Raw genomic sequence first — 13,261 nt, forward strand, 5'->3', positions numbered from 1 at the left:
CTTCAATCGTTACTCCTCCTCAAATGTCCGGGTGTATTTGCATTGCTGCGACGGTTTGATCGTCACTGTCTCTGTATAATTTGCGTTGCTGTATACGCAGATCTTCGCGTTATCTGTCTCCTGTTCATCCGTTAAAATTAATGTGATCCCTGCATGGGCGAGGGATGGCAGTAGCGCCAGCGTCAGCACAAGGTGTTTCATGTGTACCTTCTTATAAGTCCATCTCATTGATCACCCTGCTAACGGCTTGCTTGTCTAAGTCCAGATACCGCCTGGTGTCGGTGATGTTGCTGTGATTAAGTACGGTCATAGCTAACGCGATGTTGTTTGCTGAACGCTTGTAGATGGCATTCCCGCCAGCTTTGCGGAAGCTGTGCGCCGATACAGTGCCATGAATCCCGATAGCTTTAGCGGCTTCTGCGATCTGCTTGCTCACTTCCTCGCGTCGTACAGGCGCTTGCTTCTTCATCGAGCGGTTACGCTGACTCCTGAACACATGTACATCATTTGGAAACTCAGCACGGCGACGTGCGATCATCTGCATCACTGGAGCAGGAAGGGTGAGGGCTTTACGCTTACCTGTCTTCTGTTCTTCTATGTCTATCTCACCGTTGATCACTTCGTCGAAGCGTAACGCGACGGCATCCCCCACACGCAGTACGGCGGCTTGCATCATTAACGTAACGTCAGCTATCAGGCTCTTGTTATGAGCGTTTAGCCACTCTCTGATCGCTTTAGCTTGCTGTTCGTCTAACACTACTGCTCTGTTCAATTTATCCTCCTTTAAGGTCACACATCTAAACTGATTTAATAAACATTATGATCAATTTCAGTAAGTTGCAAGATAGATGATCAAGAATTAATCTGCGATGTGTGTGGTGAATGGCGCGATTGTGTCCAGTGCTGAACGCGAAGATCAGGCGCATCCAGATCGAAATCTGCACAATTTTGAAATATCTTAAATAAAATCAACGATTTGGAGTTTATAGACATGTGTTTGGACGTTGCCAAATCCCCAGAACGGCACGAAGAACAGCGGCAACAGCGGAACATCACACTACCAATGCTTGTGTGTGGTTGTTGGCTATCTCATTGTTTTTGCATTGGTAAATGGGAGGCTGTTAGGCGAGGGCGGCGCTAACCTGCCAGTATGCACGGAGTATGCAGAGTTTATGCACTTAAATTTGATTGCATGATGAAATCATTTTAAAGCTAATCATTTGGGTGCTTTGGCATGGAAAAATCGAATTGTTACATTATAACAAAGAGTCGTTAAGCAGAACGGGCTTACATCAAAGTGATGAACGTTGTGGCAATCAGTGATAAGCCGCACGGGGCAAGGCTTCTACATAAGTGTAGCGATTCTACAATGAAAGTTTATTGTTAAGTTTGGCTACACTTTGCTTGTGTCAACGGTGCTTCTTTACATGCTGATTACCAGCGCTTTTACCTCTATTAATCGCCGCTTTAGCCGGATTAATCTTAGGGTTGTTGTATGGACGGTACGCAGTGAGCAGGACGACGATTTACCGTTGGGTGAAGTGACATTTGGTCACACTCTGCGTGAGAACACACGGGAAAAACCCGACTATCGAAATTAGTAGGATGAAGGATACACGGGAAAAACCCCAGTATCAGGCACTCCAGATCCCAATGAAGACCCCTATCAAGATTGATACCCCTATCAGAACTGATACCCCCCACCCCTATCAACTTTGACAGGACTACCCCTATCAATCTTGATACCCGATAAGAATGACTTAATAACAATAACCTAATAAGAATGATCTTTATTCTTTTGCGCTGGCTGATGCCAGGCTACGCCGCGCAAGAATGATATTCTTCATTATCTCTTTTGCTGGCGGCTCTTCGCCGTCACTCAAGGGGAAATGTCCTGGTACGCCGTTTGATGGCTTCCCGGACACCCCCGTTCCGCTCACGACGCAGCAGCAACGCGTTTACATGTGTAAGGGTGTTTTCCATGACGACAGGCATGGAAGATGTGTTGTGCCAGGCTTTGGCCTTCGTGAAACGAGGCACAAGCATATTACGCCGTGGTGTAAATCACCTTGGCGCTGTGCGCGGAATTACCATCTGATAAGCAGACTAACCTCAACTCTTACCCTCCATTTCATTACGTGTAAGGTTTCAGAAAGTCAGTGGCTAAGGCTCCCTGTTCACCGTGTAAGGTTCCAGTTCACCAAGCCAACATGTCCAATCATCTACACCCGTCCGATCTCACTACCGTTCAATCTTCTGAGTGTAGATTCTTGGTGTTGGTGTGGGATAAGTGCCAGAGGGTGGCCCATGACGCACCGGAACGTACAGGAAGCCCGTAGAGCGATTTAAACAGGGTAGGGAATGCAATGGTAGCCTGAATGTGTCAGAACGCCGTAGAGAGCCTTACAGGAGGTTTTGTGCGTTGTTCATAGGTAAACTGCTCGGGAATGGATCATATCACAAAATTATCTTGACTGATATGGTAAAATTTTGATATAAAGAGCACTAATAGCGAAGTAAAAATATAACACATTGAAAATGATCAAAAATATTTCAATAAATCACCGTTGAGGGGTTGACAAAAGTTTAGAAAAATGTTAAAGTAGTCTTATAGCACAAAACTTTATCTAACCAATCAACGCACTTTGAGCCGTCAGGCTGCAAGGTGTTTTTTTTATACGCCTAACCAAGGAGACTGATATTGAGATACTTCGATGTTGAAGACACACTTCGACAATTAACCGACGGAACCACCACCCGTTACCACATCCGAGCATTACGCAATGCCTGCCGTGCTCGCGGCTACCACGAACGAGAAGCCTTTCTCACAGAAGTATTGAAGCGATGGGATGAAATCCGAGCTTCGACCACTGAATAATCTCACGAAGGAGAAGACACGATGAAAATCAATTTCACAACAGAAACTTACGAGGCGTTGATCAACCGTGCCAACAAAGAAGACAAACCCGCTGCCGCTCTGGTATCGGAACTCATAACAGCGATCCTTAGCAAAGAGGAAAATAATGAAGACAGCAAAACACGTAAAGCCATTCCTGGCGATTGACTATGATTTACTCGGAATCACTTCCGTAGAAGTTAACGGCGAAACTCACGAAGTAAAACTTCACCACAAGATCGTTTATTCCTATCTGCAAAGCCTGTCCGGTACGTTCAAACAAGTAACCCCTTCATTAACTGGTATCGGTGATCGGCTTGGACTCGGTACTGATCAAACTGTACGCCGCCATATTAAAGATCTCGTTTCTTTTGGATGGCTACATGTGAAAGAGCGTTCAGGGTGTACAAGCATCTTCACCGTTCTACCGTTTGCACCAGAAGCGAAGTCAGAAGCCCCGGAAGAAGTGCCAGCGCCAACAATGACCAAAGTCATAGAGGAAGCTGTGATCGTGGCTGAAAGCGTTGCAACAACAACGGAAAGCGATCAGGCGGTCATGGATGTGGACGCGGCTCTTGAGGTTGTTTGTGAGCGACTCTCACACCCTGATAGCCTTAGACAAAACCAAAGATACGACACATTTACAGCTTATGCGCGTCGTGTCCTGCGTAATGACGGCAAGCCCTTATCACGCAGATTCGAGAAGAGGTTAGAAGAACGTTTTGAACAACGTTACCCGCATCTTTATTCAAGATTCGATGACATAGGATTTTAACTAAGAGGAATAATGAGCAATAACATTTACTTACTGAACGAAAACACAAATTTCCGCCTTGGCTGCAATGACGTTTGCAGACGCATTTACAATCACCTTGCCAGCCTCCACCGTGAGAACGGAATGTTCCGTTCCAGCGTCAAAACCCTGGCATCTGCCCTGGGCTACTCGGAAAGCGGAATCCGTTACTGGCTGTTCCTGATGCGGGATGCCAAAGTGCTTACGCTAACGCGCCGTGGTGGCTATTACGACTTCGATGTTAACCATTCGGTTAGCTTCATCACCTCGAACCACTAAGACGAGGTGCAATGTCTAAGAAAGAACGGAACACCCTCACCCGTATAGAACGGGAAAATGTCAACAGGATCGGCAAAGCCTCGCAAGTACGAACAAAACGCCTCTACGTAAAATCCCTTGAGGAAATCCCTGGGGAGCTTATCGAAACAGTGACAGAAGTTCATTCAACACCGCCCTCTGTGGAAGAGTGGGCCGCGTTAAATGATCTCCTCGAATGTTCAAGCGGAGTTTATTACCGCCCCCGCAAGCGCAAAGTTTACACCTACGATGATAGCCAGCTTCACCGCTGGCAATGCCTGGGCTTCGATAGCCTAAACCACTACCTAACATACAACGCAATGAACAACACCGTGGCGGGAGCCAGGGACTTTGATGAATTATTCCACATTGGAGACAGCTATACAGAATGATCACAGAAATAACAGAACAAGAATACTTTCAACAGCGTATGCAATACATGCAGGATTTAGTTATACAAGCTGAATGGGCTGAACAGGCACAGGATGTTAATAAGGTGGAATACCTCCTTGATGTGCTGGCAACGGAAATAGCGCCGTTTCAAGTGGCGCTGAACATCGTCAAAGCAGCAAAGGGACGGCTAACAAATGACTAAGTATGAAATTGATGACGCACTGGACGAATTTCATGAACAGCTACACATGCCACTTCTTGACGCAGTGAACGCCGTATACAAAGCAAGCCCTGAGAAAGCATCTGAGAGCCTCTCTGAGGCCGTTAAAATGCTCTCCCTTGCAGCGGTGGCGCTGGAAGGTATCATCATCACTGTAGAGCGTACAGACAGCCTACGAGAGGATCAGGAACTGGCAGAGGAAGTTACACAGTTGGCGCTGTCTCTGGCTGCGTGTAAGGAAGAACTGAGCGACCTGGTACAAAACCAGATTGCATAAATATGCACTAAAAGCGAATAAATACCTTGACTTTGTAACGGAAATGCTGTAGAATAGGATTTATAGGGTAAGTATTCGAATCACGTTTCTCTCCCTCATATGTCAATACACTCCCGAGAATGCCGTTTCCCATAGGCGGCGCTCTCTCCCCCCTGAGTGTGTTCCCTGAAAGCGGTTGTTTTCCTTTGTTGTGTCGGTTCCAAAGGGGCGCGGGCGCTACTGTTTTTTGTCGGGCAATGGCGGCAATCCCCGCGCTATCCTCTTTCAGAGAGCACATTCCGTGTTCTATGCCTTATAACCATCCTTCATGGATTATAAGCAGTCAGACAAACATCAAAGTTACGTCTGGCATTCTCTTATTATTGTTTCCAGCGATGATAACGAGATTCCACTTTCCCACTTCTTGCCATGACAGAAGGGCTTCTGTTTTGAAGTGGGAGCAATGACGGGCGATCCTACTTTGTGTTTACACCTGTATTCACATTGCGCCCTTCATTTATTTAGAAGTCATTGTTTAACATCATAATTATCAGAAATGACCTTAACCAATGCTTTCTAACAAGAGCATTCCTCCAGGGGGCTACTTCGGTAGCCCCTCTCTTTACCCTGCATGTAACGCTTTCGTTATAAACATGCAGACATAACGCGAAGGAAACGACATGTTTCTACTTAATAACAAATCGCGTGTACTCAAGTATAAAAACGATGTTCTCACCGTCAATTCTCAGATGATTGAATTGGTGGCTCAGTATACAGGTTGTGAAGTGTCCGACGTGATCAAGGCAATGGAAACGTATTTCCCTGACGAATCACCAGAACAGAAGCCAACCATTGATGATTTGATTGCACGTAAAGTAAAGGACTCAACCAAACAATGATTATTGATCTTGATACGCTGTTCCCACAGCGACTGTCACCAACTGATATTGTCAGTTATGCCACAGACACTTTCGCCTCTGTGGAAAGCAAGATTTTTGCCTCTCTTCCTGCTGATGTTGAATGCGGCGATGTGGTGAACTCTTCCGGGGCCTTATACACCTCCGGCGCTGATGCCTTTGTGGTAGTAAGTGAATTTGTCACTGCTGGCTCTAACAAAGCCGTCAACGTCCTACGCTCTCCGGCGCGTGGCTCTCTTGTCTGCATCAAATCGGACAATCTCACCGCTGCTGATGGCGCACACGATGCCGCTGTAGCTGCTCTGGCTGCTCAAGGCTTCCAGATGCGTGAATTCTTCACCAGTTAATCAAGGAAGGAAAATAATAACATGGCTATTTTAGGTCAAAACTACGTGGATCTTTCTCCACTGTTCAATCTGAACCCAACACGTAACTATCTGCTTGCCTCGCTGGGGCTGTTCGACGGCGTGGGCGTTTCTTCTCATAAAGTGGCGGTGAGCCGTCTTGTTGAAGATAACCGTTCTCTTTATAACGAGCCTACTGCAAGGTTCTCAAGTGAGCATAACGTGACAGCACGGCAGAACGGGAAAGAATGGCTGATCGAGCTTCCGTATTTCCTGCGTGAAGACCAGATCACTCCGGCAGACATTCAGGGCAAGCGCAAGCCTGGCACTGACACACAAGAAACCCTCACCGATTTATTCACTGATTACACTCACAAGCACAGTGTAGCGTTTATGCGAACTCGTGAGAGCTATCTTGCACGTTCTCTGTTCTCCGGTACGGTGAACACGCCAAAAACTGATGATGTGCTGATCGACTTTGGCGACCTGTTCGGCGTAGCACCAATGACAGCCACGCTTGATCTCACTGCTACAGACAGTAGCACCCTACGTGCAATTGATGACATGGTGAGTCAGATCACTGAGGCGGCTCAAGGTATGGCGGCACAGGTAGAGAGAATTATCGTTTTCGCTAAGGGTGGATTTTATAGCGATTTACGTTTCAGCCCTGCAATGGAAGCGGCTTTCCGCTACGTGTCTCCGCTGGATGAAAGCAACGTGGTTTATCAACGTCGTGACCTCCTGCCTGGTGTGAGCACTTTCAGTATTCCAGGCTCTAACGTCGATGTGATTAAGGTTACTGATCCGCTGCTACTCGCACAGATGGGTGATGCTGATGCTATCGCTATCCCGCAATTTGCGGCTGGCTCGAATGTATACCAGAACATCTACGGTGCTCCGTCGAGCAACTTTGAACTTCTGGACGCTACCCCAGCAGAAACCTATAGCTGGAGCTATGAAAGCGAACGCGGCGACGTGGTGAACGTGATTTCAGAGAATAGTTCTCTGCCTGTGAATAACGGGTTGGGCTTCTCTGTTCACATCAAAGCGGCTTAACGAGCGATAGACGTTAGCTCTTCACGTCTGGAAATAACAGAAGAGCTTTAATCAGGGGCGTAGGGAACTGGAACACGCAAAGCAAATGCGCCAGCCCTTGCCCCTTTTTTGTTTCCAGAGTGAGGAAAAATTATGCAACTTATTTTAAAAAGCGCCCAGGGAATGCACATCAACATTCAGGGCAATGATGCAGCCGGATTACTCAAGGTGAGCCAGCTTTGCGAACTATTAGAAATTTCGTATACGGGCGTTAGAGCGCGTATTTTCCGTGGTGATACGGTGGAACAGGCTGTTCATCACTTCCTGGATCAGAAAGGCGGTGCTGATGCTTGAGATCAACACGTCTAAAATCGTCAACACAGTTACTTTTACCGTTGATAAAAGCAGTATTGCCGAAGCGAAAAAGGCGGCTACAGACCTTCAAAAACACTTTGAGAAACTCGCCAACCCTAAGATCCGTTTCAAGGCTCAGAAGCAACGCCGACAATCAGCGCGTGAAAAAGTGGCAGATGCTAAAGCGGCTTCTCCTAAGTCTACGAGTGACTTGAAGCAACAACGTCAGGCAGCACAGGCGGGGAAAGCGCAAGCCAGAGAAGCCGCGAAGATAGCTAAACGTAATGAAACGGCAGATCTGAAACGCCGCTCATCCATCCTCCAGATGAAAGGTATAGCTGGTAAATACGGTGTGGATGCCGCCACACAACACCAATTTGCAAAGTTTGCTCACGAGCAGACAGAGCTTTTCCGTAACGGGCAGATCAGCAGCCAGAAGATGAATTATGAACTTCGTGAGCGTATAGCGCTTATGCGTCGTGAGGCTGCATTGCAAAACCGTATCACTGCATCCACTCAGGCACAGGCGGCAGCGCTGAAACATGCCAAACGCACGGACTACCCTGGGGCGGCAAAGGGTATTAAAGAGAAGGGGCTGAATCTGAACGGTGGTGGTGCTGGCTTTATTGGCGCAACGGCGGCATTAGCTGGCGGCGCTGGCATCTTGTCTCGTGTCCGTGATAAGGGGAACGAGAATCTGGATCTGGTGAGAAAATCAGCATTGGTTAAGGCTAATCCAAACGCTGTAAAAGCGCTGGTAGCCTACGGACAGCAACATGGTATCGACAGCGCATCTGTAGACAAGATCACTGATAACTTCAAAGACGTGCGTGAGCGTTTGGGCGAGTCGGTGACAAACTCCACATTCGATCAGAAGTCTGGAAAATGGAAGGGCGGCAACGGTGCTATAGACAACGTTATGAACCAGTTCGGCTGGAACAAAGAGCAGATCGCTAAGTATCAGGATAATCCGTTAGATTTCATTCAAGCTACGGTGAATGAAGGTCAGCGTCGTGGAATGTCTCAGGCATCCATAGGGCATCTTATTGAGGACTACGGCGACGATCTTGCACACTATACCGATGCTTTCCTGAATAATGGCGCAGAGTTTATCAAGACGCTGAAAACCCTTGTGGACAGTGGTCAGACGCTGAACGACGAGCAAATTAAGCAAACCTACGCTTATGGCGATCTGTCTGTAGCAATGTCGTCCTTAATGAACGGTGTTGATAACAGTTTATTCACTGGATTCATGAAAGGCTTTGCTGATGGGGGCGACGATCTCGTGAAGAACACCAAAGTGATCACCGAATCTGCTGAAATGCTCGGAGAGGGGTTAGGCGACTTAGCTAAACAGGTGACGGGCTTTATTGGTGAGATTTCTGGTGTTGTGAGCGATATTAACGCAGGGCTTCGCGCTCGCTTCCCTCAGTGGTTCGCAGATTCCGATAAACCAGCGGCCCAGGCTCTCTACGATGGTGTTGTTAATGGTTCAGCCAATGCTAGTGCTGATTGGATTCAAGAGAAAACGGGCTTCGATACTCGAAGCGTTGGCCCCGCTATTATGGACTGGTTGGGGATCAGTGGTGAGTCTGCCGGAACAGCGGCGAATCAGTACGACCTTTCAGGGCAATCCCTGCGTGATAGTGCTATGTCTCTTGGTGGTGGTGCGCCAGCTTACACGCTGAATCCTACGTTTAATCTGCAAGTGAATCCAGAAGTAGGACTAACCCTGCAAAGTGATGTTAGTCGCTTGTCTGATTACATCGATTTCAACGCTAAAGCATCAGCAGCCAGTTTCGAACAGTCGTTAACGTTAGCAGTAAGCAGCGGTCAAAGCAGTACAGGCGGTTGATAAGAAAAAGGGGCTTACGCCCCTTTTTTCATTTACGCCCTTTGTTCGATTGAGCGAGAACAGAGGCGGCAAGTTCTTTGGTTAATTCACTTGAGCGTGGGTTGTTGAGGGCAGCAGATGCTTTATGTTCCATTGCACCGCTTGTTTGGTTTGAAGAACCCTTTTGAGACAGTGCTGAACCAGCAAGGCTCTTTTGGATTCCAGATGCGTTAGGGTTGTTTAATGTTTGTGCTGCGACAGATGCTACTTTGCTTGAGGTCTGCTTTGAGTTGTTAGCCATTCTCAACACCTATTCAGAAAGTGAATAATTGCACATGTTGTATCTGTTTGATGAATTAACACAACATGTGGTATTTATAATAAGCCTCACCGTTTCGCTGTGCAACGATGAATCAGCATTTAACTGGATAAATTCACAGTTAGCAAAACGTGCGATATTTTATGCTGAAATGACTGCTTATTTAACATCATGATTAGGTGATATCACTGGTTTTATTGATCGCTATTTGTTCATAATTCACCATCTCCACATACCCTGCTAACTCTTCCATGCTCGCCCCCTGAGAGTATGTGCGGAAGGCTTCCGTTTTGGCTTTCTGTTCGGTGTGTCCGGTGATCGCCCCTACACGCTGCTCGGGGCATCCAGCACGGTCAAGACAGGTGATGAACATCCCGCGCAAGCTGTGGAAGCATTGGCGATCTGTAGCTGTAGGCAAAACACGACGGCGTAACCTGGTGAACGCTTGAGAGTAGAAAGGGCCTTTCTTACCGTCAGCACGGTTAATCTTGTTAGCCTGTGGGAACAGGTATTCGCCGTAACTGTGGCTCATGTATTCATCGACTATCGCAGATAACAGGGAGTGAATCGGCACATGCCTGATCCCCGCTTTGGTCTTTGACTTCGAGATGTAGAAACAGCGCACACCTTCCACCGTCTGGATCTCCGACTTCTTGAGGCTTGCCAGTTCATCAAGGCGGCATCCTGAAAACAGCCCCATGATTACAATGTTCCTGATCTCCGGCTCTGCTGCATCAAGTAGCTTTTGCATCTGCTCAGGCTCGAATGGTTGATAGCTCTCGATTGTTCGTCGTGCTTCGAGGTTGTGACCGTGAAACGGGTTGCGATCTGGTATGCCATCATTGCGGCGCTTTGCAAACTCATAGAGTGAGCCTAAGCACGTCAGCCAGTTTTGACGAGATTGATCGGCGGCCCCCTTTTCCTTTTGCGTTTCGAGAAACTCAGTGACCAGGCGACGGCCTATCCTTTCTAATGCAATGTCGGGTTGTTTGGCACTTTCAAGGAATAACTCAACGGCTCGCGCCGATTTGCTCAACGTTGAATAAGAACGTCGGTCTTTATAGCTTTCGGCGTATTCGTCCCGTAATAGGCACAGAGTGGGAATCGAACAGGATCGCGCTACAGGTTGAGGGCGGTTCTTATTCTTCTTCCCCTCGGTATGTAATGCGGCTATTGACTGCTGTAACCACTGATCCGGGTTGCTTGGATTGTACTTCCGCTTTAGCTCTTCCCACTCTAACAACAGGTGGTTTCTGAACCGTCGAGCCTCGTTGAGATCGCGGGTTGAGGTGGTTTTACGCCACATCCGACACGGATATAAGAATCGAAGATACTTAGGCACGAAGATCTGAAACATCCAGATTCCGTCTTTTCGCTTATATAAATACGCCTGGCTCTTGATTGACACGATAATAATCCTCTATTATCACGCAATCAGTTACCTATGCTGATCGCAATATCGTTATCTGTCAGTAGGTTACAGAAGTGGAATGGATTTTTGTTCGATTCCCTTCGCCCGCTCCATGATCATTCTTTCAGTACCTATCTCATTGAATCCCTTGAGGACACGGCATAAAGCCTCCTTACAGTAGCTGACTGTAACCTACTGTGTAACCCAAATTGGGCTACGAGCATGATTCAAAGCAATACTATTCACCTGACAAATGTTTATCTTTATCAGCGCAATGGAATTTACTATTTCAGGTTGAAGAACCGTCATAAAATTACCTCTCTTTCCCTTCGTACCCGAGACAGAAGAACGGCTATGTCACATTCACGGCAAATCAAAGCGGCGCTCAAGGCTGTTCATGCGGATAATCCTGATATGGCCTACGAGGATATGAGGGAGCATCTCAAGGAAATTGCTGAGTGGGAAATCTCTGCGGGACGTTCTGATCTATTCCAGACAGATATGAGGGATACTTATCGGGACCAGTACAACGAGCTTGGACAGCATTTGACTGATGCTGTAGCCAGTGAACAGCTGACTATCGACCAGCACCGCTACATTGCGGAAGCACTGACTGTTCTGAAAGCGTGTATGGAAAGAATCGAAGGTAATAATAAGCCATTGCTGGATTATCTCGATGGTCATGGCAATGTAGCCGCTAATGTGCCTGTATCTGTTGGACTCGATGTAAGCGAGACTGTATGTCTCAGTGATCTCATTGAGCAGTATGAAAGTGAAAATATTCAGAACTGGAAACCAGCAACTTTATCTGAGAATCAGGCATCCCATTCGACCCTTGTAGAAATATTCAAGCACCTTGGAATCGATGATCTCACAAAGGCCACCCGAGCAGATATGATTGCTGTTCGTGATATTCTCCAGCAAATACCAAAGAATCGTAAACAACGTTTCAAGGATGCCCCATTAGTTGAACTATTGGCGCGCGCTGATAAATCGGATTGTATGGATGTAGTGACCATCAATAATAAATATTTGGTCAAAATGTCGGCTGTAATAAAATGGGCAGTCCGTAACGGTCTCATTGAAAGAAATCTTACTGAAGGGTTGGAACTCAAGGCACCTCCTCGCAAGGCTTCTGATGCGCGTAAGGCATTCACAGTGACACAGGTAGACCTGCTTATTAACGCTGCTGCTAAGTACGCTGACAAGCCTTCTGGTAAGCCATATCACTATTATGTGCCAGTCTTGGCAGCTATTACTGGGGCACGACTCAATGAGGTTGCTCAGTTGCAGGTGAGTGATATTAAGACCACTGAATGCGGGACTGTCTATATCCATATCAATGAATCAGGTTTGAAAGGTAAGTCTATCAAGAACCCACACAGCGAGCGCTCTGTACCGCTTGTTGATGGTGCTTATGGATTTGTATTAGCTGACTTCATGAACCTCGTAGAATCCCGTAGGGGCGCTTCTGAAGATGATTCAACAATGATCTTTGATGGGCTGCGTCTTATGAAGAATGGTTATGGTGAGCAGGTTAGTAAGTGGTTTAACAGGACACTACTGCCCAAAGTAATTATTGACCGTGATGGTTTAGCGTTCCACTCGCTCAGACATACCGTTGCCACACAGTTAAAACGAAAAGGTGTCGAGCTTGCTTATGCTCAGGCAATATTAGGCCATAGTTCAGGTTCGATAACATATGACCGATACGCTAAAGAAATCGAAGTAGATATATTAGCAGAGGTATTAGTATCTACGTTGATTCCTGCTATTCATTAAAAGAAGGTGAAAAATGTTCGGATTTAAAAAGCAGGTTATTTATCCAGAATCGTATGACAACAAAGATGTTGAGGCCGTATGTATTGAATTAATGAGGGTTGGAGTGGAATTTAAACACTTACGTAATTTGGGCGAGGGGTTTTATATCCAGCTTTTAAATGCGCGCGCGGCTGATGTAATTGGGCGTTTAAATATTCAATGTAAAGAAAGAGATTGGTAGTTAACAAAAATCAATACTCCTCGCTATATAGGATATAAGTCTGAATTAATGCCAGTGACTATTGGGGGAATGGATTCTCTAATACCCCACACTATTGGGAGAACAACATGCTTTCCCTAATCAGGACATCCGAGTCCGGCCTATAGCTACTAAGGCTTGTGCGTATATCTTTGCCAGTGCCCGAAGGGGT

Annotated in this window: 17 protein-coding genes; 13 read left to right on the forward strand and 4 right to left on the reverse strand. The window is 46.8% G+C overall.

The window, feature by feature from the left end:
* Nucleotides 1-9: 9 nt before the first annotated feature.
* Both ACMYSN_RS19200 and ACMYSN_RS19205 read right to left on the reverse strand, forming a co-directional pair.
* Nucleotides 10-201 carry a hypothetical protein gene (locus ACMYSN_RS19200; RefSeq protein WP_313851283.1) on the reverse strand — a complete coding sequence of 64 codons (192 nt, stop codon included), beginning with the start codon at nucleotides 199-201 and terminating at the stop codon, nucleotides 10-12.
* Between the two features lie 10 nt (nucleotides 202-211).
* Entirely contained in the window at nucleotides 212-772 is a 561-nt protein-coding gene (locus ACMYSN_RS19205) for a site-specific integrase (protein WP_462495812.1), read from the reverse strand.
* A gap of 2,127 nt (nucleotides 773-2,899) precedes the next feature.
* Between ACMYSN_RS19205 and ACMYSN_RS19210 the strand changes: the two genes are divergently transcribed.
* The 11 genes from ACMYSN_RS19210 (at nucleotide 2,900) to ACMYSN_RS19260 (ending at nucleotide 9,360) form a co-directional block, all read left to right on the forward strand.
* A complete protein-coding gene (locus tag ACMYSN_RS19210; protein ID WP_193568708.1) occupies nucleotides 2,900-3,064 on the forward strand; it encodes a hypothetical protein in 165 nt (54 codons plus the stop codon).
* Nucleotides 3,024-3,671, forward strand: coding sequence for a helix-turn-helix domain-containing protein (locus ACMYSN_RS19215; RefSeq protein ID WP_462495813.1), 648 nt, complete (start codon nucleotides 3,024-3,026; stop codon nucleotides 3,669-3,671). Before ACMYSN_RS19210 ends, ACMYSN_RS19215 begins: the two co-directional genes overlap by 41 nt.
* 123 nt (nucleotides 3,672-3,794) lie before the next feature.
* A complete protein-coding gene (locus ACMYSN_RS19220; RefSeq protein WP_462495814.1) occupies nucleotides 3,795-3,968 on the forward strand; it encodes a hypothetical protein in 174 nt (57 codons plus the stop codon).
* Between the two features lie 11 nt (nucleotides 3,969-3,979).
* Nucleotides 3,980-4,378 (forward strand): hypothetical protein, encoded by a 399-nt coding sequence (locus ACMYSN_RS19225; RefSeq protein WP_162381666.1) that lies wholly within the window; start codon nucleotides 3,980-3,982, stop codon nucleotides 4,376-4,378.
* Entirely contained in the window at nucleotides 4,375-4,581 is a 207-nt protein-coding gene (locus ACMYSN_RS19230) for a hypothetical protein (protein WP_462495815.1), read from the forward strand. The genes ACMYSN_RS19225 and ACMYSN_RS19230 overlap by 4 nt, the downstream gene beginning before the upstream one ends.
* Nucleotides 4,574-4,876: a hypothetical protein gene (locus ACMYSN_RS19235; protein WP_462495816.1), complete on the forward strand. Its 303-nt coding sequence runs from the start codon at nucleotides 4,574-4,576 to the stop codon at nucleotides 4,874-4,876. Before ACMYSN_RS19230 ends, ACMYSN_RS19235 begins: the two co-directional genes overlap by 8 nt.
* A gap of 659 nt (nucleotides 4,877-5,535) precedes the next feature.
* Nucleotides 5,536-5,754: a hypothetical protein gene (locus ACMYSN_RS19240; protein WP_462495817.1), complete on the forward strand. Its 219-nt coding sequence runs from the start codon at nucleotides 5,536-5,538 to the stop codon at nucleotides 5,752-5,754.
* On the forward strand, nucleotides 5,751-6,119 hold the full coding sequence (locus ACMYSN_RS19245; protein ID WP_462495818.1) for a hypothetical protein: 369 nt from the start codon (nucleotides 5,751-5,753) through the stop codon (nucleotides 6,117-6,119). The genes ACMYSN_RS19240 and ACMYSN_RS19245 overlap by 4 nt, the downstream gene beginning before the upstream one ends.
* Nucleotides 6,120-6,140: 21 nt before the next feature.
* The gene (locus ACMYSN_RS19250; RefSeq protein ID WP_462495819.1) at nucleotides 6,141-7,172 is read left to right on the forward strand and encodes a major capsid protein; all 1,032 of its coding nucleotides are present in this window, start codon (nucleotides 6,141-6,143) and stop codon (nucleotides 7,170-7,172) included.
* Between the two features lie 132 nt (nucleotides 7,173-7,304).
* Nucleotides 7,305-7,505: a hypothetical protein gene (locus ACMYSN_RS19255; protein ID WP_313851289.1), complete on the forward strand. Its 201-nt coding sequence runs from the start codon at nucleotides 7,305-7,307 to the stop codon at nucleotides 7,503-7,505.
* Nucleotides 7,498-9,360, forward strand: coding sequence for a hypothetical protein (locus tag ACMYSN_RS19260; protein ID WP_462495820.1), 1,863 nt, complete (start codon nucleotides 7,498-7,500; stop codon nucleotides 9,358-9,360). Before ACMYSN_RS19255 ends, ACMYSN_RS19260 begins: the two co-directional genes overlap by 8 nt.
* 28 nt (nucleotides 9,361-9,388) lie before the next feature.
* Here ACMYSN_RS19260 and ACMYSN_RS19265 read toward each other — a convergent pair whose 3' ends face one another.
* Both ACMYSN_RS19265 and ACMYSN_RS19270 read right to left on the reverse strand, forming a co-directional pair.
* Entirely contained in the window at nucleotides 9,389-9,640 is a 252-nt protein-coding gene (locus ACMYSN_RS19265) for a hypothetical protein (RefSeq protein ID WP_071603011.1), read from the reverse strand.
* 193 nt (nucleotides 9,641-9,833) lie between these two features.
* The gene (locus tag ACMYSN_RS19270; protein ID WP_462495821.1) at nucleotides 9,834-11,066 is read right to left on the reverse strand and encodes a tyrosine-type recombinase/integrase; all 1,233 of its coding nucleotides are present in this window, start codon (nucleotides 11,064-11,066) and stop codon (nucleotides 9,834-9,836) included.
* Between the two features lie 225 nt (nucleotides 11,067-11,291).
* Here ACMYSN_RS19270 and ACMYSN_RS19275 point away from each other — a divergent pair, with 225 nt between their 5' ends.
* Both ACMYSN_RS19275 and ACMYSN_RS19280 read left to right on the forward strand, forming a co-directional pair.
* Entirely contained in the window at nucleotides 11,292-12,851 is a 1,560-nt protein-coding gene (locus tag ACMYSN_RS19275) for a tyrosine-type recombinase/integrase (RefSeq protein WP_462495822.1), read from the forward strand.
* Nucleotides 12,852-12,864: 13 nt separating this feature from the next.
* Complete coding sequence (locus ACMYSN_RS19280) at nucleotides 12,865-13,071, forward strand: hypothetical protein (RefSeq protein ID WP_462495823.1); 207 nt, start codon at nucleotides 12,865-12,867, stop codon at nucleotides 13,069-13,071.
* Nucleotides 13,072-13,261 lie beyond the last annotated feature (190 nt).

The sequence above is a fragment of the Klebsiella sp. R445 genome, from assembly GCF_051131755.1.
GTDB lineage: Bacteria > Pseudomonadota > Gammaproteobacteria > Enterobacterales > Enterobacteriaceae > Klebsiella > Klebsiella lignicola.

Bases quoted from the DNA above. Each gene is read 5' to 3' on its own strand.
- ACMYSN_RS19200 (WP_313851283.1), bottom strand. From the start codon at position 201: ATGAAACACCTTGTGCTGACGCTGGCGCTACTGCCATCCCTCGCCCAT.
- ACMYSN_RS19210 (WP_193568708.1), top strand. From the start codon at position 2,900: ATGAAAATCAATTTCACAACAGAAACTTACGAGGCGTTGATCAACCGT.
- ACMYSN_RS19215 (WP_462495813.1), top strand. From the start codon at position 3,024: ATGAAGACAGCAAAACACGTAAAGCCATTCCTGGCGATTGACTATGAT.
- ACMYSN_RS19220 (WP_462495814.1), top strand. From the start codon at position 3,795: ATGTTCCGTTCCAGCGTCAAAACCCTGGCATCTGCCCTGGGCTACTCG.
- ACMYSN_RS19225 (WP_162381666.1), top strand. From the start codon at position 3,980: ATGTCTAAGAAAGAACGGAACACCCTCACCCGTATAGAACGGGAAAAT.
- ACMYSN_RS19230 (WP_462495815.1), top strand. From the start codon at position 4,375: ATGATCACAGAAATAACAGAACAAGAATACTTTCAACAGCGTATGCAA.
- ACMYSN_RS19235 (WP_462495816.1), top strand. From the start codon at position 4,574: ATGACTAAGTATGAAATTGATGACGCACTGGACGAATTTCATGAACAG.
- ACMYSN_RS19240 (WP_462495817.1), top strand. From the start codon at position 5,536: ATGTTTCTACTTAATAACAAATCGCGTGTACTCAAGTATAAAAACGAT.
- ACMYSN_RS19245 (WP_462495818.1), top strand. From the start codon at position 5,751: ATGATTATTGATCTTGATACGCTGTTCCCACAGCGACTGTCACCAACT.
- ACMYSN_RS19250 (WP_462495819.1), top strand. From the start codon at position 6,141: ATGGCTATTTTAGGTCAAAACTACGTGGATCTTTCTCCACTGTTCAAT.
- ACMYSN_RS19255 (WP_313851289.1), top strand. From the start codon at position 7,305: ATGCAACTTATTTTAAAAAGCGCCCAGGGAATGCACATCAACATTCAG.
- ACMYSN_RS19260 (WP_462495820.1), top strand. From the start codon at position 7,498: ATGCTTGAGATCAACACGTCTAAAATCGTCAACACAGTTACTTTTACC.
- ACMYSN_RS19265 (WP_071603011.1), bottom strand. From the start codon at position 9,640: ATGGCTAACAACTCAAAGCAGACCTCAAGCAAAGTAGCATCTGTCGCA.
- ACMYSN_RS19275 (WP_462495822.1), top strand. From the start codon at position 11,292: ATGATTCAAAGCAATACTATTCACCTGACAAATGTTTATCTTTATCAG.
- ACMYSN_RS19280 (WP_462495823.1), top strand. From the start codon at position 12,865: ATGTTCGGATTTAAAAAGCAGGTTATTTATCCAGAATCGTATGACAAC.